Here is an 18539-nt window from a genome sequence, read left to right as displayed (position 1 = left end):
GGCCCTCGGGGCGCACAGTTCCGGAGGACCGGGGGCACACATGGAAGCGAGGACGGCGGCGTGACGACGGTACTGATCACGGGCACACGCCCCTACGGCGAGGGCGACCCCGTGGACGTGCTCATCGAGGATGGCGTGATCACGCGCATCGTCCCGGCGGGCACGCTGGAGGCAACGCCCGACGCGGCGGGGGACGGGCCGGGCGCCGAGGTCATCGAGGCGGCCGGCACCGTGCTGCTGCCCGGCTTCGTCGACATGCACACCCACCTGCGCGAGCCGGGACGCGAAGACGCCGAGACGGTGCGCTCCGGCTCGGCCGCCGCGGCCCGCGGCGGTTACACGGCCGTGTTCGCGATGGCCAATACCGACCCCGTCGCCGACACCGCGGTGGTCACCGACCACGTCTACGCGCAGGGCCGGACGGTGGGCCTGGTCGACGTGCACCCCGTGGGCGCGGTCACCAAGGGGCTTGCCGGGGCCGAGCTCGCCGAGATGGGCGTCATGGCGGCCTCGACGGCGTCGGTGCGCCTGTTCTCCGACGACGGACACTGCGTCGCCGATCCGCTGATCATGCGCCGGGCCCTGGAGTACGCCCGGGGGCTGGACGTGCTCATCGCCCAGCACGCCGAGGAGCCGCGGCTCACCGAGGGCGCGGTGGCCCACGAGGGGCCCACCGCCGCCCGGCTGGGCCTCGCCGGATGGCCGCGCGCGGCGGAGGAGTCGATCGTCATCCGCGACGCGCTGCTGGCCCGCGACGCGGGCGCGCGCGTGCACATCTGCCACGCGTCCACCGCGGGGACGGTGGAGCTGATCCGCTGGGCCAAGGGCCAGGGGATCGACATCACCGCGGAGGTGACCCCGCACCACCTGATGCTCGACGATGCGCGCCTCGAAACCTACGACGGCATCTTCCGGGTCAACCCGCCGCTGCGCGAAGCGTCCGACGCCGAGGCGCTGCGGGCGGCGCTCGCCGAGGGCGTGGTGGACTGCGTGGCCACCGACCACGCCCCGCACGCCGCACAGGACAAGTGCTGCGAGTTCTCGCAGGCGCGCCCCGGCATGCTGGGCCTCGAGACCGCGCTGGGCGTCGTCGCACAGACGATGGTCGGGCCCGGGCTGCTCGACTGGCGCGGTGTGGCCGCGGTGATGAGCGAGCGGCCCGCCCGGATCACCGGCCTGCCCGACCACGGGCGGCCCATCGGGGTGGGGGAGACGGCCAACCTGACGGTGGTCGACCCGGACTCCGCCTGGACGGTGCGGGGAGCCGAGCTCGCCAGCATCGCGGACAACACCCCGTACGAAGAACTCACACTGCCCGCGCGGGTCCGCGCGACCCTGCTCCGAGGCCGCGTGACCTGCGTCGACGGAAAGGTCAGGGCCCACTAGATGTTGTGGCTGAACACGATCACGGTGCTTGCGGCGGTGGCCATCTGGGCACTGTGCGTCTACCTGATGTGGAAAGGCTGGCGGCGCCGCGGCCGATTCCAGCAGGGCGCGGTGGGCGATCTGCACCCGGTCCCGCGCAAGCTGACGCGCCCCACCGTCGACGAAACCAGCGGGCTGTACGTGGGTTCGTCGCTGGCAGGGAACTGGCAGGCCCGCGTCACCGTGCACGGGCTGGGCGTGCGCGCGCTGGCCGCGCTCACCGGCTACCGCGAGGGAGTGCTGGTGGAGCGGCAGGACGCGGAGGCCTTGTGGATCCCGCGCACCGCCATCGTGTCCGTGCGCACCGACCGCAGGCTCGCCGGGAAGGTGATGACCAGGGACGGGCTGCTGGTGATCCGCTGGCGCCCGGCCGGCGTCGACGGTGCGGTGGAGATCGACACCGGTTTCCGCGGCGACGACAAGTCGGTGTATCCGCGCTGGCTGGCCGAGTTCGGCGGCGACAAGACGACAGACCCGGAGCAGGCCGGCCGGGAAACCGAGAGGAAGGAACAGAAGTGAGCGACGCGGTTCTCGTACTCGAAGACGGGAAGGTGTTCCGGGGCTCCGGGTACGGGGCGCAGGGGCAGACCCTCGGTGAGGCCGTGTTCTGCACCGGCATGACCGGATACCAAGAGACCCTCACCGATCCCAGCTATCACCGGCAGATCGTGGTGGCCACGGCCCCCCAGATCGGCAACACCGGGTGGAATTCGCACGACAGCGAATCGCGCGCAGACGACGGCACGCCCGCCGACACGATCTGGGTCGCAGGTTACGCCATCCGCGAACCTTCGCGGATGGTGTCGAACTGGCGGGCCGACCGCGGCTCGCTCGAGGACGAGCTGGTGCGTCAGGGGATCGTGGGCATCTCCGGCATCGACACCCGCGCCGTCGTCCGCCACCTGCGCGACAAGGGCGCGATGCGGGCGGGGATCTTCTCCGGCGCGTCGCTGGGGCCCGTGGACGGCCTGCAGCGCATCGTGCAGGCCCAGCCGGAGATGCTCGGCGCCGACCTGGCCCGCGAGGTGAGCACCGACTCGGGCTACGTCATCGAGCCCGCGGGCGCACCCCGCTTCGAGGTGGCCGCGGTGGACCTGGGCATGAAGGCGTCCATCCCGGAGCAGCTCGCGCTGCGCGGGTGCCGCGTGCACGTGCTGCCGTCCACCGCCACCCTCGACCAGGTGGAGGCCATCCGGCCCGACGGGTTCTTCCTGTCCAACGGCCCCGGCGACCCCGCCACCGCCGACGCCGCGGTGCAGCTCACGCGGGGCGTCATCGGCAAGGGCATCCCGATGTTCGGCATCTGCTTCGGCAACCAGATCCTGGGCCGCGCGCTGGGCCGGCGCACGTACAAGATGCGCTTCGGCCACCGCGGCATGAACATCCCGGTGATCGACGAGGCCTCCGGCCGCGTCTCGATCACCTCGCAGAACCACGGCTTCGCCCTGGAAGGCGAGCGGGGCGAGGAGTTCGACACGCCCTTCGGCCGCGCAAGGGTGAGCCACGTGTGCGCCAACGACGGCACCGTCGAAGGCGTCGAACTGCTCGACGGCACCGCGTTCTCCGTCCAGTACCACCCGGAGGCGGCCGCCGGCCCGCACGACGCCCGCTACCTGTTCGACCGGTACGACGCACTCATGGCCCGCGCCGGGAAGTCGGGCGGCAAGTGAACGCCCCGCCGATCGCGGCACCCACGCCGCCCCGCCGCACCCCCCGCCGCACCCCCCGCCGCACAGACCTCCACAGGAAGGCAGGCCTGAAGTAATGCCACGCCGCAACGACATCGCACACATCCTGGTGATCGGCTCCGGCCCCATCGTCATCGGCCAGGCCTGCGAGTTCGACTATTCGGGCACCCAGGCCTGCCGCGTGCTCAAGGCCGAAGGCATGCGCGTCACGCTCGTCAACTCCAACCCGGCCACCATCATGACCGACCCGGAGTACGCGGACGCCACCTACGTCGAGCCCATCACGCCCGAGGTGATCGAGAAGATCTTCCTCCGCGAGCGGGAGCAGGGCCACCCGATCGACGCCGTCCTGGCGACCCTCGGCGGCCAGACCGCCCTCAATGCGGCCGTGCAGCTGGACGCGCAGGGGCTGCTCGCCAAGCACGGAGTGGAGCTCATCGGCGCCGACATCCCCGCCATCCAGCGCGGCGAGGATCGGCAGATGTTCAAGGACATCGTCGAGTCCGTCGGCGGCGAGAGCGCCCGCTCCCGCGCCTGCGACACCATGGACGAGGTGTATGAGGCCGTCGAGGAGCTCGGCCTGCCGGTGGTGGTGCGTCCGAGCTTCACCATGGGCGGGCTGGGCTCCGGCCTGGCGTTCACCTACGAGGATCTCGACCGGATCGCCGGCGGCGGCCTGGACGCCTCGCCCACCGCGAACGTGCTCATCGAGGAGTCGATCCTCGGCTGGAAGGAGTACGAGCTGGAGCTGATGCGCGACAACAAGGACAACGTCGTCATCGTCTGCTCCATCGAGAACGTCGACGCCATCGGCGTGCACACCGGCGACTCGGTGACCGTCGCCCCGTCGATGACGCTCACCGACCGCGAGTACCAGAAGATGCGCACGCTGGGCATCGAGATCCTGCGGGCGGTCGGGGTGGAGACCGGCGGCTGCAACATCCAGTTCGCCGTCAACCCCGCCGACGGCCGCATGACCGTCATCGAGATGAACCCGCGCGTGTCCCGCTCGAGCGCGCTGGCCTCCAAGGCCACCGGATTCCCCATCGCCAAGATCGCGGCGCGGCTGGCCATCGGCTACACGCTCGACGAGATCGTCAACGACATCACCGGCGAGACGCCCGCGTCGTTCGAGCCGACGCTCGACTACGTCGTCGTCAAGGCCCCGCGCTTCGCGTTCGAGAAGTTCCCCGGTGCGGACGGCACGCTCACCACCACGATGAAGTCGGTGGGCGAGGCCATGGCCATCGGCCGCAGCTATTCCGAGGCCCTCGGCAAGGTGCTGCGCTCGCTCGAGCACGGCGGCACCGGGTTCTGGACGGTGCCCGACCCCGAAGGCGACACGGTGGACGCGGTCCTCGAGCGCCTGCGCACCCCGCGCGAGGGGCGCATGTACGACATCGAGCGCGCGCTGCGGTACGGCGCCACCATCGACCAGGTCCACGAGGCCTCGGCGCTCGACCCGTGGTTCATCGCCGAGGTCGAGGGGCTGGTGGAGCTCCGGTCCCGGATCATCGACGCCCCGGTGGTGGACGAGGCCCTGCTCCGGGTCGCGAAGAACGAGGGTCTGTCCGACCGCCAGATCGCGGTGCTGCGGCCCGAGCTCGCCGGCGAGGACGGCGTGCGCGACCTGCGCCACCGGCTGGGCGTGCGGCCCGTGTTCAAGACCGTCGACACCTGCGCCGCCGAGTTCGAGGCGAGGACCCCGTACCACTATTCGACCTACGAGCTGCACGCCGACGGCCAGTCCGAGGTGGCCGAGCAGCGCGTCAAGCCGAAGGTGCTCATCCTGGGTTCCGGCCCCAACCGGATCGGCCAGGGCATCGAGTTCGACTACTCGTGCGTGCACGCGGCCACCACGCTGTCCGAGGTGGGCTACGAGACGGTGATGGTCAACTGCAACCCGGAGACCGTCTCCACCGACTACGACACCGCCGACAGGCTCTACTTCGAGCCTCTCACGTTCGAGGACGTCCTGGAGGTCTACCAGGCGGAGAGCGCCTCCGGCACGGTCGCCGGGGTCATCGTGCAGCTCGGCGGGCAGACGCCGCTGGGTCTGGCCGAACGTCTCGAGGCGGCCGGGCTGCCGATCGTCGGCACCACCCCCGGCGCCATCAACCTGGCGGAGGATCGCGCCGAGTTCGGCAAGGTGCTCACCGGGGCGGAGCTGCCGGCGCCGCGGTTCGGCACCGCCACCACCTACGAGCAGGCCCGCGCCATCGCCTCCGACATCGGTTACCCGGTGCTCGTGCGCCCCTCCTACGTGCTGGGCGGGCGGGGCATGGAGATCGTCTACGACGAAGCCTCGCTCGAGGGCTACATCTCCCGCGCCACCGAGCTGTCTTCCGACCACCCGGTGCTCGTCGACCGCTTCCTCGAGGACGCCATCGAGATCGACGTGGACGCCCTCTGCGACGGCGACGAGGTGTACCTGGGCGGGGTGATGGAGCACATCGAGGAGGCCGGGATCCACTCCGGCGACTCGGCGTGCGCGCTGCCGCCGATCACCCTGGGCCGCCAGGACGTCGAGGCGGTGCGTCGGTCCACCGAGGCCCTGGCGAAGGGCATCGGCGTGCACGGCCTGATGAACGTGCAGTACGCCCTCAAGGACGACGTGCTCTACGTGCTCGAGGCCAACCCGCGCGCCAGCCGCACGGTGCCGTTCGTGTCCAAGGCGACGGGTGTACCGCTCGCCAAGGCGGCCGCGAGGATCATGCTGGGCGAGTCGATCGCCCAGCTGCGCGCCGCGGGCGTGCTGCCCGCCACCGGCGACGGGGGCACGGTGGCCGAGGAGGCGCCGGTGGCCGTCAAGGAGGCCGTGCTGCCGTTCAACCGGTTCCGCAAGGCGGACGGCACCGGCATCGACACGCTGCTCAGCCCCGAGATGAAGTCCACGGGCGAGGTCATGGGCATCGACAAGGACTTCGGCACCGCTTTCGCGAAGAGCCAGATCGGTGCGTCGTCCGCGCTGCCCACCAGCGGCACGGTGTTCGTGTCCGTGGCCAACCGGGACAAGCGCGCCATGGTGTTCCCGGTCAAGCGGCTGGCCGACCTCGGCTTCACCGTCCTGGCCACGGTGGGTACCGCGGAGATGCTGCGGCGCAACGGGATCAAGGCCACCGAGATCGCCAAGTTCTCCGACGAGCGCGACGGGCAGGACTCGATCGTGGAGCTGCTGCGCGACCGCAAGGTGGACCTGGTGATCAACACGCCGTTCGGCACCTCGGGCCCCCGCGTGGACGGCTACGAGATCCGCAGCGCCGCCATCGCCACCTCCACGCCGTGCATCACCACGGTGCAGGGCGCGGCGGCCGCCGTGCAGGGCGTCGAGGCGATGATCCGCGGCGAGATCGGCGTGCGCTCGCTGCAGGATCTGCACGCGCACCTGCGCGCCGGCGCGGGCGCGTGACCGCGTCCGGCCCGGGGGCCGCCGGATTCGCCGGCCGCCTGCGCGCGGCGGTCGCGGAGCGGGGCCGGCTGTGCGCGGGCATCGACCCCCACCCGGAGCTGCTCGAGGCCTGGGGCCTGCCGCGCAGCGCCGACGGACTGGCGGCGTTCACGGACGTGTGCGTACGGGCCCTGGGCCCGTCCGTCGCGGTGGTCAAGCCGCAGGTCGCGATGTTCGAGGAGTACGGCGCGGCCGGGCTCGCGGTGCTCGAGAGCGCCGTGGCGCGGCTCCGCGAGGCCGGCGCGCTGACGCTCGCCGACGCCAAACGCGGCGACATCGGGTCGACGATGGCCGCCTACGCCCGTGCCTGGCTGGCCGACGGCGCGCCGCTGTCGGTCGACGCCATGACCGCGGTCCCGTATCTGGGCCTCGGTGCGCTCGCCCCGGCCGTCGACCAGGCGGCCGGAACCGGCCGCGGGGTGTTCGTGCTCGCGCGCACCTCCAACCCGGAGGGCCGTGCGGGTGCAGACGGCACGGCTGGCGGGGAACCCGGATGCCGGCCCCGGCGACGGCCCGGCGACGGGCGGCGTCAGCGTCGCGCAGTCGATCGTCGACGGCGCCGCGGAGGACGACACGGGCACCGTGGGTCTGGTCGTGGCGCCACGCGCGCGCACGGGCTCCGCCTGGACGGGTTCACCGGGCCGATCCTCGCGCCCGGCCTCGGCGCCCAGGGCGCGTCGGCGGACGACCTGCCCGGCATCTTCGCGGGTGCCACCGGGCTGCTCATCCCGAACTCGTCGCGCGCGATCTTGCGGGCGGGCCCCGACCCGGACCGGGTGCGCGCGAGCGCCGAGCGGACCCGCGACGGGTCGAGGCCGCGCTGCGGTGACCTGGCGCGGCCGGTGGCTCGCCGTCGCCGCCTGCGCGGCGGCGATCACCGCGCTGTTCCGGCTGTGCGACACCGTGCACGGCATCGACCTGCGGGTGTATTTCGAGGCCGGCCGCTCCGTGCTCGCCGGCAACGGCCTCTACGGCGGGCCGCAGGGCGCCGCGCGGGTGCCGTTCACCTATCCGCCGTTCGCCGCGCTGGCCGCCGTGCCCCTCGCCGCCACGGGGTGGAGTGCGGCGCAGTGGCTCTGGGCCATCGTCAACGTGTGCGCGCTGTCGGTGGCGGTGGCGGTGGGATACCGCGCGTTCCTGGCGGGACGGCGCCGCCGCACCTGGTGGCTGCTGGGGCTGACCGGGTTCTGGGCGGCCTCGGGGCCGGTGGCCGATCACCTCGGCTACGGGCAGGTGGGCCTGCTGCTGATGGCGGTGTGCCTGGTGGACGCGGACCGCGCCGTGCGGCTGCCCGCGTGGCTGCCGCGCGGCGCCCTCACCGGCTGCGCGGCGGCGGTGAAGCTCATCCCCGCGGCCTATCTGGCCGTGCCGCTGCTGCGGCGCCGGTGGCGCACGGTCGCCGTCGGCGCCGCAGCCGCCATCGCCTGCACGCTGCTGGCCCTCGCCGTCCTGCCGGGCCCCACGCGCGCGTACGTCGTCGACGTGGTGCCGGGCCTGGCCGACCGGGTCGGGGTGGGCGACCCCGCCGTGGCGGGCAACCAGTCCCTCCGCGGCATGCTCCTGCGCACGCTGCCCGCGGACGCGACCGATCGGACCGTCCTCGCCTCCTGGGCTGCGGCCTGCCTGCTCCTCGTACCGCTGACGGTGTGGGGCGCACTGCGCGCCGCGCGTTCCCGAGGGGCGGTGGCCGCGCTCGTCGTCGTCGCACTGGGGGTCGAGATGATGCTGCCCGTGGCCTGGACCCACCATTACGTGTGGCTGGTGCCCGCCGTGGGCCTGCTGTGGTCTCCGCCCCGGTCCGTGGAGTCGGGTGGGAGTACCGCAGCGCGGGCCGCGCGCGTGCTCGCCGCGGCGGTGACCATCGCCGCTTTCGCCCGCACCGCGCCGCTGGTGGCCGCGGGGGGGACAGGTGTCGCCGTGCTCGACCGCCTCGGCACCGAGGCGATCATGATCGCCGCGGCCGCCGCGATGATCGGGTTGGCGGCCCCGGGAGGACCCCGGAAAAGTGACGCGGGGGAGTGGCGTGCCCGTGCACGGGAGGTCCGCGACGGACGACCGCACGCCCGGTGAGCCCGGCGCGCTTCCGTACCGCCGTCGACGTGCGCCGATCCCGCGCGACACGCGCGGGATGCGCGCGGCGGAACAATTTTTTCGCGGGCTCCGCACGGGGCCGGCGATCCCGCGGACGGGGCGTTGCACCACGCGGTGCCACCTGCGTCATCGCACAGCGCCAGATCCTTCCGCACATCATGTGACCTGCGGAAACAGTCTTCGCTCCCGGCGGCGTCGTGGCGGGGCGGGCGGCGATGGCCCGCCGCAGGGCGCCGTTCCGGAGCTGCACGTCCGGGCGAGCCGCGGCGACGATGCGGGCCGACCAGGGCGGGGGCGGGTTCGCAAATGCCCCGGGGGCTGAGTACGGTCGCTATCGCTGCTGTCCACCTGCGGTGATCGCGACACTTGCGCGACCGGGACGCGCGGTGGACGATGCAGACCGATGATCCACGTACACGATGAGACGGAGGAACCGTGGCCCTTCCCCAGTTGACCGACGAGCAGCGGGCTGCTGCTCTGGAGAAGGCGGCAGCCGCTCGCAAGGCCAGGGCTGAGCTCAAGGAGCGCCTCAAGCGCGGCGGCACCGACCTCAAGCAGGTGCTCAAGGACGCCGAGACCGACGAGATCCTCGGCAAGATGAAGGTCTCCGCGCTGCTCGAGGCCCTGCCGAAGGTGGGCAAGGTCAAGGCGCAGGAGATCATGACCGAGCTCGAGATCGCCCCCACCCGCCGCCTGCGCGGCCTCGGCGACCGTCAGCGCAAGGCCCTGCTGGCCAAGTTCGACTTCGAGTGATCCCCATGGACGCACGCACCGATCCGGTGCCGATGCGCCCGAACGACGGACCGAGGGGCCGGCTGGTGGTACTGGCCGGCCCCTCGGCCGTGGGCAAGTCCACCGTGGTCCGGGAGCTCCGCCGGCGCGTCCCGGACCTGGTCTTCAGTGTCTCGGCCACCACGCGCGCGCCCCGGCCGGGGGAGGTCGACGGCGTCGACTACCACTTCGTCGGCGACGAGGGTTTCCAGCGCATGGTCGACGGGGGCGAGCTGCTCGAATGGGCGGAGATCCACGGCGGCCTCCAACGGTCCGGGACTCCGGCCGCTCCTATCGGCGACGCTCTCGCCCAGGGACACCCGGTGCTGCTCGAGGTCGACCTCGCCGGCGTGCGACAGGTGCGCGCCGCCCGGCCGGACGCCTGCTTCGTGTTCCTCGCGCCGCCGAGCTGGGATGACCTGGTGACCCGCCTCACGGGGCGCGGCACGGAGGATCCGTCCGTGGTGGCCCGTCGGCTGGAGACCGCCCGGACCGAGCTGGCGGCGCAGGACGAGTTCGACCACGTCGTCGTCAACGACAGCGTCGACCACGCCGTGGACGAGTTGGTATCATTGATGATCGGTCCCGGGCAGGGATGATCCCCCTTCACAATCACAACCACCGCCGCAACAGGGTTGTCAGGCAGTGATGTCAGGAGAAATGCGAGTGAGCAGCAAGGTCGATGCAGGCGAATCCGCGGTGGCCGAGGCCGTGCGGCCGTACGACACCCCGCTGGGCATCACCAATCCGCCCATCGACGAGCTTCTCGAGCGCGTGTCGTCGAAGTACGCGCTGGTGATCTACGCCGCCAAGCGGGCGCGCCAGATCAACGATTACTACAACCAGCTCAGCGAGGGCATCCTCGAGTACGTCGGCCCGCTCGTCGAGCCGGGCCTGCAGGAGAAGCCGCTGTCGATCGCCATGCGGGAGATCCACGCGGATCTCCTCGAGCACACCGAAGGCGAGTGAGCGGCCCGTCCGCGGCACCCCGGCGCATCGTCGTCGGGGTGGGCGGCGGCATCGCCGCCTACAAGTCGTGCTCGGTGATCCGGCACTTCACCGAGGCCGGGCACACCGTGCACGTGGTGCCCACCGAGGCGGCGCTGGCGTTCGTCGGCTCCGCCACCTTCGAGGCGCTGTCGGGCAATCCGGTGCACACCGGAGTCTTCGCCGACGTGCCGGCGGTGCCGCACGTGCGCCTGGGCCAGGAGGCCGACCTGGTCGTGATCGCGCCGGCGACGGCCGACCTGATGGCCCGGGCCGCGCACGGCCGTGCGGACGACCTGCTCACCGCCACCCTGCTCACCGCGCGCTGCCCCGTCATGTTCGTGCCGGCCATGCACACCGAGATGTGGGAGCACCCGGCCACCGTCGAGAACGCGGCGACGCTGCGTTCCCGCGGCGCCGTCGTCGTCGAACCGGCCTCGGGACGGCTCACCGGCGCGGATTCCGGGGCGGGACGCCTCCCGGACCCCGGCGAGATCTGCATGCTCGCTGATCTCCTCCTCGAACGCCCCGACGCGATGCCCCGCGACCTCGAGGGGGTGCGCATGGTGGTCACCGCGGGGGGCACCCGTGAACCGCTGGACCCGGTGCGCTTCCTGGGCAACCGCAGCTCCGGCAAGCAGGGCTACGCGCTGGCCCGGCTGGCCGCGCAGCGCGGCGCGCAGGTGACGCTCATCGCCGCGGCGTCGACGGGCCTTCCCGACCCGCCGGCCGTCCGTGTGGAGCGCATCGGCACCGCCGCCGAGCTCGAGTCCGCCGTCGACGCGGCCGCCGCGGAGGCCGAGGTCGTGATCATGGCCGCCGCCGTCGCTGATTTCCGGCCGGCCGCCCGCGCCGACGCGAAGATGAAGAAGGGTGCGGACAGCGAGCCCGACGCGGTGCCACTGACCCGCAACCCCGACATCCTCCGGGGCCTCGTCGCGCGCCGCGGCGACGGGGGACTGCCCGCGCCGCGGGTGATCGTGGGCTTCGCCGCGGAGACCGGTGACGCCGACGGCGACGCCCTGCACCACGGCCGCGTCAAGCTGGCGCGCAAGGGCTGCGACCTGCTGGTCGTCAACACGGTGGGGGACGACAGGACCTTCGGCCTCGACTCCAACGACGGATGGCTGCTGGCCGCGGACGGGGCGGAACGCGCCATCGAGCACGGGTCCAAATCGCTGATGTCCAGCCGCATCCTCGACGCGGTGACCGCCCTGCTCGGCGACGGCCACTGTCGTCGCTGACCCCCGCACGCCGGGCGCCCGGCACCGGCCCGGCCGCCCCCGCACGGCGGACCCCTTGCGGCCCCGGCACGGCCGGGAGGCATAAGGTCGGTGGGTACCCGTTTCATCCTGGCTGATGACGAGAGCCCTCATACCAGCCTCAACGGCGTGCAGGCCGCGCCCCGCGCGGGCCGTGCGACACACGAGAAGCGATCCGTGACGAGAGCCTTGGGAGAGAAATGTCAGTGAACCACCCGGGACATCGGCTGTTCACCAGCGAGTCGGTGACAGAGGGCCACCCGGACAAGATCTGCGACGCCATCAGCGATTCGATCCTCGACGCGATGCTCGCCGCCGACCCGGCCAGCCGCGTCGCCGTGGAGACGCTGGTCACCACCGGGCAGGTGCACGTGGTGGGCGAGGTGACCACCGGCGCCTACGTCGACATCCCGCACATCGTCCGCGACAAGGTCCTCGAGATCGGCTACGACTCGTCGTCGAAGGGGTTCGACGGCAATTCGTGCGGCGTCAACATCGCCATCGGCGCCCAGTCGCCCGACATCGCGCAGGGCGTGGACACCGCCTACGAATCACGGGTGGACGACTCCGACGACGCGATCGACCGGCAGGGGGCCGGCGACCAGGGCCTGATGTTCGGGTACGCCTGCCGTGACACCCCCGAACTCATGCCCATGCCCATCGCGCTGGCGCACCGGCTGTCGCGCCGGCTCACCGCCGTGCGCAAGGACGGGGTGCTGCCGTATCTGCGGCCCGACGGCAAAACGCAGGCCACCATCGAGTACGCGGGCGACCGCCCGGTGCGCCTGGACACGATCGTCGTGTCCACGCAGCACGCCGCGGACATCGACCTGGACAACATGCTGCTGCCCGACATCCGCGACAAGGTGCTGGCGCCCGTGCTCGCCGACATCGCCGAGTCCGGGGCCGCATTGGACACCTCCGACGTCCGCCTTCTGGTCAACCCCACCGGCAAGTTCGCGCTCGGCGGGCCGATGGGCGACGCCGGGCTGACCGGCCGCAAGATCATCGTCGACACCTACGGCGGCATGGCCCGCCACGGCGGCGGCGCATTCTCCGGCAAGGACCCGTCCAAGGTGGACCGCTCGGCCGCATACGCCATGCGCTGGGTGGCGAAGAACGCCGTGGCCGCCGGGCTGGCCGAGCGCATCGAGGTGCAGGTGGCGTACGCGATCGGCAAGGCCGCCCCGGTGGGCCTGTTCGTGGAGACCTTCGGCACCGAGCAGATCGACCCGTCGAAGATCCAGTCGCTCATCTCCGAGGCGTTCGACTTGCGGCCGGGCGCCATCGTGCGCGATTTGAACCTGCTGCGGCCGATCTACGGGCAGACCGCCGCCTACGGCCACTTCGGGCGCACCGATGTCGACCTGCCCTGGGAGCGCACCGACAAGGCCGCCGAGCTGCGCGCGCTGGCGGGGCTGTAGTCGCAGCCGAATACCCGCACCGACCAAGCATCCCGTGCGCGTTCCGACGCGTGAACGTGCACGGGATGCTTGGTCGGTCGCATGTCGAGGGGGTGTGGTGACGGACGCGACGGGGGAGGCCGGCGCGGGGGTCGTGCTGCCGGTGGCGCGGGTGCTGCCGATGGTGCAACCGGCGCACCTGGACCGGACCTTCGACTACCGGGTGCCGGAGTCGCTCGACGACGCGGCGCAGCCCGGCGTGCGGGTGCGCGTACGGTTCGCGGGGCGCCTGATCGACGGGTACGTGCTCGAACGTGTCGCCGACACCGCACACGAGGGCCGGCTCGGCACCATCGAACGGGTCGTCTCACCGCTGCCGGTGCTGCCCCCGCCGCTCGCGGAGCTGTGCGCGGCGGTGGCGCGGCGCTATGCGGGCACGCGCGCCGATGTGCTGCGGCTCGCGGTCCCGCCCCGGCATGCGCGCGCCGAGACCGCCGCGCTGGACGCCCTCGCGAAACGCGGCGCGGTCCCGGCGGAACAGCGGGAACCCCCGGCCGAGCCTGGCCCCGGGCCACCGACACCGGAATGCGGAGACGAAGGCTGGGCCCGCTACGTCCACGGCGCCGCGTTCCTCGACGCCGCCCACGCAGGACGCGCGCCGCGCGCCGTGTGGCAGGCCGTGCCCGGCGAGGACTGGGCGCTGCGCATCGCCGAGGCCGCCCATGCCACGTTCGCCGGCGGACGATCCGCGGTCGTCGTGGTGGCCGACCGCCGCGACCTGGACCGCGTCGCGGCCGCGCTGCGCAGGCTGTGCTCCGGGGCCGGCGGCGCCGCGTCTTCGACAACGGCTGCCGGGAGCCCGGTGGTGGAGTTGGCCGGCGGGCTGGGCCCGCAGGCACGGTACCGGCGCTGGGTGACGGCCCTCGCCGGCCCGCCCTGCATCGTCGTCGGCAACCGCAGCGCCGTGTTCACCCCGGTCTCGCGTCTGGGCCTCGTGGCGCTATGGGACGACGGCGACGACCTGCTGTCCGAGCCGCGTTCGCCCTACCCGCACGCGCGCGAGGTGGCGCTGCTGCGCGCCGACGCCGCCGGTGCGGGATTCCTGCTGGGCGGGCACGCGCGCACGGCGGAGGCACAGTCGCTGGTCGAGCACGGGTGGGCGCAGGATCTGCTCGCTCCGCGCAACGCGGTGCGGCGGGCGTCACCGCTCATCCGGGCGCTGGCCGACAGCGAGCAGGCCCTCGCCCGCGACCCCGCCGCGCGCCGGGCACGGCTGCCGGCGATCGGATTCCAGGCGGCCCGCGACGCGCTCTCCGCCGACCAACCCGTCCTGGTCCAGGTGCCCCGCGCCGGATACATCCCCGTGGTGGCCTGCGCGCAGTGCCGGGAACCGGCCCGGTGCCGGCGGTGCGCCGGGCCCCTGGGCCTCCCGCCGCCGCGCCCCGACGGCGCCGCGGGCGGAGCCGGTGAGGAGGCGGCCGCCCCGCCGACGTGTCGGTGGTGCGGCAGCGCGGCGCGCGCACACTCGTGCACCAAGTGCGGGTCCCGCGCCCTGCGCGCGCAGGTGACGGGCGCCCAGCGCACGGCGGAGGAGTTCGGCCGCGCGTTCCGCGGGGTGCCGGTGATCGGATCGTCCGGCGCCGACGTCCGCGACGAGGTGCCGGCGCGCGCCTCCGTCGTCGTGGCCACGGTGGGCGCCGAGCCGGTGGCCCCCGGCGGCTACGGCGCCGCTCTGCTGCTGGACGGCTGGTCGCTGCTCACCCGGGCCGACCTGCGCGCCGGCGAGGAGGCCCTGCGGCGCTGGATGGCCGCTTCGGCGCTGGTGCGCAGCGCTGAAACGGGCGGGAAAGTGGTCGTGGTGGCGGATGCCGGGGCCGAGGTGGTGCAGGCGCTCATCCGCTGGGACCCGGTGGGGCAGGCGCGCCTGGAGCTCGCCGGGCGCCGCGAGGTGCGTTTTCCGCCGGCGGTGCGGATCGCTGCGGTGGACGGCGCCCCGGCGACGCTCGCGGCTTTCCTGGACCTGGCGGCACTGCCCGAGAGCACCGAGACGCTGGGGCCGGTGCCGCTGCCGCCCGGCGTGCGGCTCCCCGGCGGGGGCGGCCGTGAGGCCGCGGCGGCCGACGAGCCGCCGGCCGATGCGGAACGGATGTTGCTGCGGGTGGCCCGGCGCGACGGCGCCGCCCTGTCCCGCGCGCTGGCCGTGGGCCAGGCCGCATTCAGTTCGCATCGGGTGGCGGGCACTGTGCGGGTGCAAATCGATCCGGTGAGGGTCGGGTGAGGCGCGCATCGGCGCGCGACCACGGCCGTGGCCGCGTGAACACCGATCCGGTGAGGGTCGGGTGACGCGTCCGGGGGAACCCAACCGCAGCCCTGGCCGCGTGAACACCGCTCCGGTGAGGGTCGGGTGAGGCGCCCGGTCAGATTTCCGCCCCGGTGCCGCGGGCGTCTACCACGTACATCCGCGTGCGTGAGCGGTCGAGGAAGTTCTCCTCGTCGGCGGCGATCCTGCGTGCGGTCTCCGGGACCGCGTACGCGGCGAGCATGTCCTCGTATGCGGCGCGGTCGTCGAACACGAACTCGCTGATCACGTCGAAGTCGGCGGCCGGCGCGTCGGGTCCCGCGACCCTGTCGTCGTGGTCGAGGAAGTTGCGGCGGTATTCGCGGAACGGTGGCAGCAGGCTCGTGATCAGGGGGACGTGCCGGGTCTCGTAGTAGTCGATGAACGCGGCGCGTGACAGGTCGGCGCGGCGGGTGAGCAGTGCTACGGCTTTGAACACGGGGCCTCCGGGGCGTGGCGGGGCCGCGGGGGAGCGGCGCGGACGAGTCGACGATAGCCGCAGCGGGCGGCGTGCCGGCCCCGGAAACTAAGCTGACCGGGACATGGTGGGCTGAACAGGCGCGGCAGGGACGAGGGAAGGACTTTTCGACGTGCGAGTGATCTTCGCGGGAACCCCCGAGGCGGCGGTGCCGTCGCTGAGGGAGCTCATCGACTCCCCGCGGCATGAGGTGATCGCCGTCGTCACCCGGCCCGACGCGGCCGCCGGCCGCGGCCGGAAGACCGGCCGGTCGCCGGTCGGCCGTGTCGCCGACGAGGCGGGCATCGAGGTGCTCACCCCGGCCCGCGCCTCCGACCCGGACTTCCTCGCGCGCCTGCGCGCGCTGGCACCGGACTGCTGCCCGGTCGTCGCCTACGGCAACCTGCTGCCCGCGGACGTGCTGGCCGTGCCCGTGCACGGCTGGGTCAACCTGCACTTCTCACTGTTGCCCGCGTGGCGCGGGGCCGCTCCGGTGCAGGCAGCGATCGCGGCCGGCGACACGATGACCGGCGCGGCGACGTTCCTCATCGAGCCGGCGCTCGACACGGGGCCCGTGTACGGGGTGGTCACCGAGGCGATCGGGGACGAGGACACGGCCGGCGATCTGCTGGGGCGCCTTGCGGAGTCCGGCGCGCGGCTGCTCGCCGCGACGATGGACGGTATCGAGGACGGCACGCTCACCGCGGTGCCCCAGTCCGGGGACGGCGTGTCCTACGCGGAGAAGATCTCCGTCGACGGTGCGCGCGTGCAGTGGCGGCACCCGGCGCACACGGTGGACCGCGGCGTCCGCTCGGTGACTCCGGACCCGGGGGCCTGGACGATGCTGGGCGAGGTGCGGCTCAAGCTCGGGCCGGTGCGACCCGCCGGCGGCCGGGGGCTGGCCCCGGGGCGCGTCGAGACCACCAAGAAGTCGGTGTTCGCCGGGACCGGCACCGACGCCGTCGAACTGAGCTGGGTGCAGCCGCCCGGCAAGAAACGGATGCGCGCCGCCGATTGGGCGCGGGGCGCACGACTCACCGGTGAGGAGACCTTCGCATGAGCGTACGGCCCGACGGCCCCGACGGCCACCCGCAGGGCGGGAGCGGGCGCCACGACAGGGGGCGCTCCGGGGACGGGCGCTCCCGCGGCGGCAGGGGCAGGCCTCGCGATGACAGGGGTCGCCGCGCCGGGCGGGGCCCCGCGGGCAGGGACGCGCGCGAGACCCGCCGCCGCGAACAGCCGGCCCTCGACCCGCCGCGCGTGGCCGCGCGCGACACGCTCCGCGCGGTGCGGGAGCGCGACGCCTACGCCAACCTGGTGCTGCCGCGTCTGCTACGCGAACGCAGGATCACCGGGCGCGACGCGGCCTTCGCCACCGAACTCGCCTACGGTGCGTGCCGCGCGCTGGGTCTGCTCGACGCGGTGATCGAGGCGTGCGCGGGCCGGCCGCTCGACCGCGTCGACCCGCCCGTCGTCGACGCGCTGCGCCTCGGCGTCTACCAGCTGCTGCGCACGCGGGTCGCCCCGCATGCGGCCGTCTCGACGACGGTGGACATGGTGGTGGCGGACAGCGGCCGGGGCGCGGGCGGCTTCGCCAACGCGGTGCTGCGCAAGGCCGCGGAGAAGACCGACCAGCAGTGGATCACGCAGCTCACGCCGTCTCCGGAGACCGCACCCGTGGCCGCGTCCGCGTTCCGGCACACCCATCCGGCGTGGATCGCACAGGCCTTCGCGGACGCCCTGGGGCCGGCCGCCGGGGAGCTCGATGCGGCGCTCGAGGCCGACAATGTCAGCCCCCGCGTGCACCTGGTGGCCCGGCCGGGCGCGATCAGCGCCGAGGAGCTCGCGCTCGTCACCGGTGGCGAGGAGGGGCTGTACTCGCCGTACGCGGTGTACCTCGACGGCGGGGATCCCGGCGAGCTGGACCCGGTGCGTGACGGGCTCGCGGCCGTGCAGGACGAGGGCAGCCAGCTGGTGGCCCGCGCCGCCACGCTGGCCGCGCTCGACGGTCCCGACGGCGGGCGGTGGCTGGACCTGTGCGCCGGGCCGGGCGGCAAGGCCGCCCTGCTGGGCGCTATCGCGGACATCGACGGCGCGCACGTCGACGCCGTCGAACCGGCCGAGCATCGCGCCGCGCTGGTGCGGTCGGCCGTCGACGGGCTGCCCGTGACCGTGCACGCCGTCGACGGCCGCGACAGCGGACTCGACCCCGGTTACGACAGGGTCCTCGTCGACGCCCCGTGCACCGGCCTGGGCGCGCTGCGGCGGCGGCCGGAGGCGCGCTGGCGCAAGAGTCCCGGGGACGTGACCGACCTGACCCGGCTGCAGCGGGAGCTGCTGGGCGCGGCGGCCGCGCTGGTGCGCCCGGGCGGCGTCATCGTGTATTCGACGTGCTCGCCGCACCTGGCCGAGACGGCGGGCATCGTGCTCGACGCGCAGCGCCGCCACGGGCTCACCGCGCTCGACGCCCGCACCCTGGTGCCCGGCGCCATGCCGGGGCTCGGCGACGGCCCGTTCGTGCAGTTGTGGCCGCACCGGCATGGCACCGACGGCATGTTCGTCGCGGCCCTGCGCAAGTGAGCACGCGACGGCCATAGAATGTGCCGCATGGCGAACCAGGTTCCGGCGGGCCCGGAGACAGCACGGCAGAGCCCGGAGACAGCACGGCA

General features: G+C 73.5%; 14 protein-coding genes and 1 pseudogene. 14 read left to right on the top strand and 1 reads right to left on the bottom strand.

The features are described 5' to 3' along the window. Positions 1–60: 60 nt before the first annotated feature. From H4F70_RS10675 to H4F70_RS10620, 12 genes and pseudogenes are all read left to right on the top strand, one after another. Entirely contained in the window at positions 61–1386 is a 1326-nt protein-coding gene (locus H4F70_RS10675) for a dihydroorotase (RefSeq protein WP_182357169.1), read from the top strand. After that, positions 1387–1944 carry a PH-like domain-containing protein gene (locus H4F70_RS10670; protein WP_235681042.1) on the top strand — a complete coding sequence of 186 codons (558 nt, stop codon included), beginning with the start codon at positions 1387–1389 and terminating at the stop codon, positions 1942–1944. Continuing rightward, positions 1941–3095: a glutamine-hydrolyzing carbamoyl-phosphate synthase small subunit gene (gene carA, locus H4F70_RS10665; RefSeq protein WP_182348669.1), complete on the top strand. Its 1155-nt coding sequence runs from the start codon at positions 1941–1943 to the stop codon at positions 3093–3095. The genes H4F70_RS10670 and carA overlap by 4 nt, the downstream gene beginning before the upstream one ends. Before the next feature lie 94 nt (positions 3096–3189). After that, positions 3190–6522 (top strand): carbamoyl-phosphate synthase large subunit, encoded by a 3333-nt coding sequence (gene carB, locus H4F70_RS10660; protein WP_182357168.1) that lies wholly within the window; start codon positions 3190–3192, stop codon positions 6520–6522. Next, positions 6519–7283: pseudogene (gene pyrF / locus H4F70_RS10655) on the top strand (orotidine-5'-phosphate decarboxylase); the annotation flags it as partial. The gene carB and the pseudogene pyrF, both read left to right, overlap by 4 nt. Positions 7284–7386: 103 nt before the next feature. After that, on the top strand, positions 7387–8631 hold the full coding sequence (locus tag H4F70_RS10650) for a glycosyltransferase 87 family protein (RefSeq protein ID WP_182357167.1): 1245 nt from the start codon (positions 7387–7389) through the stop codon (positions 8629–8631). A gap of 456 nt (positions 8632–9087) precedes the next feature. Then, on the top strand, positions 9088–9405 hold the full coding sequence (mihF, locus tag H4F70_RS10645; RefSeq protein WP_143908163.1) for an integration host factor, actinobacterial type: 318 nt from the start codon (positions 9088–9090) through the stop codon (positions 9403–9405). 5 nt (positions 9406–9410) lie between these two features. Continuing rightward, complete coding sequence (gmk, locus tag H4F70_RS10640; protein WP_235681041.1) at positions 9411–10022, top strand: guanylate kinase; 612 nt, start codon at positions 9411–9413, stop codon at positions 10020–10022. Between the two features lie 67 nt (positions 10023–10089). Further along, on the top strand, positions 10090–10392 hold the full coding sequence (gene rpoZ, locus H4F70_RS10635; RefSeq protein ID WP_372435320.1) for a DNA-directed RNA polymerase subunit omega: 303 nt from the start codon (positions 10090–10092) through the stop codon (positions 10390–10392). Then, the gene (gene coaBC / locus H4F70_RS10630; protein ID WP_182357166.1) at positions 10389–11654 is read left to right on the top strand and encodes a bifunctional phosphopantothenoylcysteine decarboxylase/phosphopantothenate--cysteine ligase CoaBC; all 1266 of its coding nucleotides are present in this window, start codon (positions 10389–10391) and stop codon (positions 11652–11654) included. Before rpoZ ends, coaBC begins: the two co-directional genes overlap by 4 nt. Before the next feature lie 218 nt (positions 11655–11872). Continuing rightward, the gene (gene metK, locus H4F70_RS10625; RefSeq protein WP_182357165.1) at positions 11873–13096 is read left to right on the top strand and encodes a methionine adenosyltransferase; all 1224 of its coding nucleotides are present in this window, start codon (positions 11873–11875) and stop codon (positions 13094–13096) included. 160 nt (positions 13097–13256) lie between these two features. After that, positions 13257–15353 carry a primosomal protein N' gene (locus tag H4F70_RS10620; RefSeq protein ID WP_182360331.1) on the top strand — a complete coding sequence of 699 codons (2097 nt, stop codon included), beginning with the start codon at positions 13257–13259 and terminating at the stop codon, positions 15351–15353. Between the two features lie 139 nt (positions 15354–15492). On the opposite strand, the gene H4F70_RS10615 is transcribed toward H4F70_RS10620, so the two are convergent. Beyond that, positions 15493–15852, bottom strand: coding sequence for an EthD domain-containing protein (locus tag H4F70_RS10615; protein ID WP_182357164.1), 360 nt, complete (start codon positions 15850–15852; stop codon positions 15493–15495). 151 nt (positions 15853–16003) lie between these two features. Between H4F70_RS10615 and fmt the strand changes: the two genes are divergently transcribed. Together fmt and H4F70_RS10605 are read left to right on the top strand one after the other, a co-directional pair. Continuing rightward, positions 16004–16930 carry a methionyl-tRNA formyltransferase gene (gene fmt, locus H4F70_RS10610; protein WP_182357163.1) on the top strand — a complete coding sequence of 309 codons (927 nt, stop codon included), beginning with the start codon at positions 16004–16006 and terminating at the stop codon, positions 16928–16930. Further along, on the top strand, positions 16927–18450 hold the full coding sequence (locus tag H4F70_RS10605; RefSeq protein ID WP_182357162.1) for an RsmB/NOP family class I SAM-dependent RNA methyltransferase: 1524 nt from the start codon (positions 16927–16929) through the stop codon (positions 18448–18450). The genes fmt and H4F70_RS10605 overlap by 4 nt, the downstream gene beginning before the upstream one ends. Positions 18451–18539: the final 89 nt, after the last annotated feature.

The sequence above is a fragment of the Tomitella gaofuii genome, from assembly GCF_014126825.1.
Taxonomy (GTDB): Bacteria; Actinomycetota; Actinomycetes; order Mycobacteriales; family Mycobacteriaceae; genus Tomitella; species Tomitella gaofuii.
Note: the sequence above shows the minus strand (reverse complement) of the source record. Positions and strands in the feature narration are given on the sequence as shown.

Bases quoted from the DNA above. Each gene is read 5' to 3' on its own strand.
- carB (WP_182357168.1), top strand. From the start codon at position 3,190: ATGCCACGCCGCAACGACATCGCACACATCCTGGTGATCGGCTCCGGC.
- H4F70_RS10605 (WP_182357162.1), top strand. From the start codon at position 16,927: ATGAGCGTACGGCCCGACGGCCCCGACGGCCACCCGCAGGGCGGGAGC.
- H4F70_RS10670 (WP_235681042.1), top strand. From the start codon at position 1,387: ATGTTGTGGCTGAACACGATCACGGTGCTTGCGGCGGTGGCCATCTGG.
- H4F70_RS10620 (WP_182360331.1), top strand. From the start codon at position 13,257: ATGGTGCAACCGGCGCACCTGGACCGGACCTTCGACTACCGGGTGCCG.
- metK (WP_182357165.1), top strand. From the start codon at position 11,873: ATGTCAGTGAACCACCCGGGACATCGGCTGTTCACCAGCGAGTCGGTG.
- gmk (WP_235681041.1), top strand. From the start codon at position 9,411: ATGGACGCACGCACCGATCCGGTGCCGATGCGCCCGAACGACGGACCG.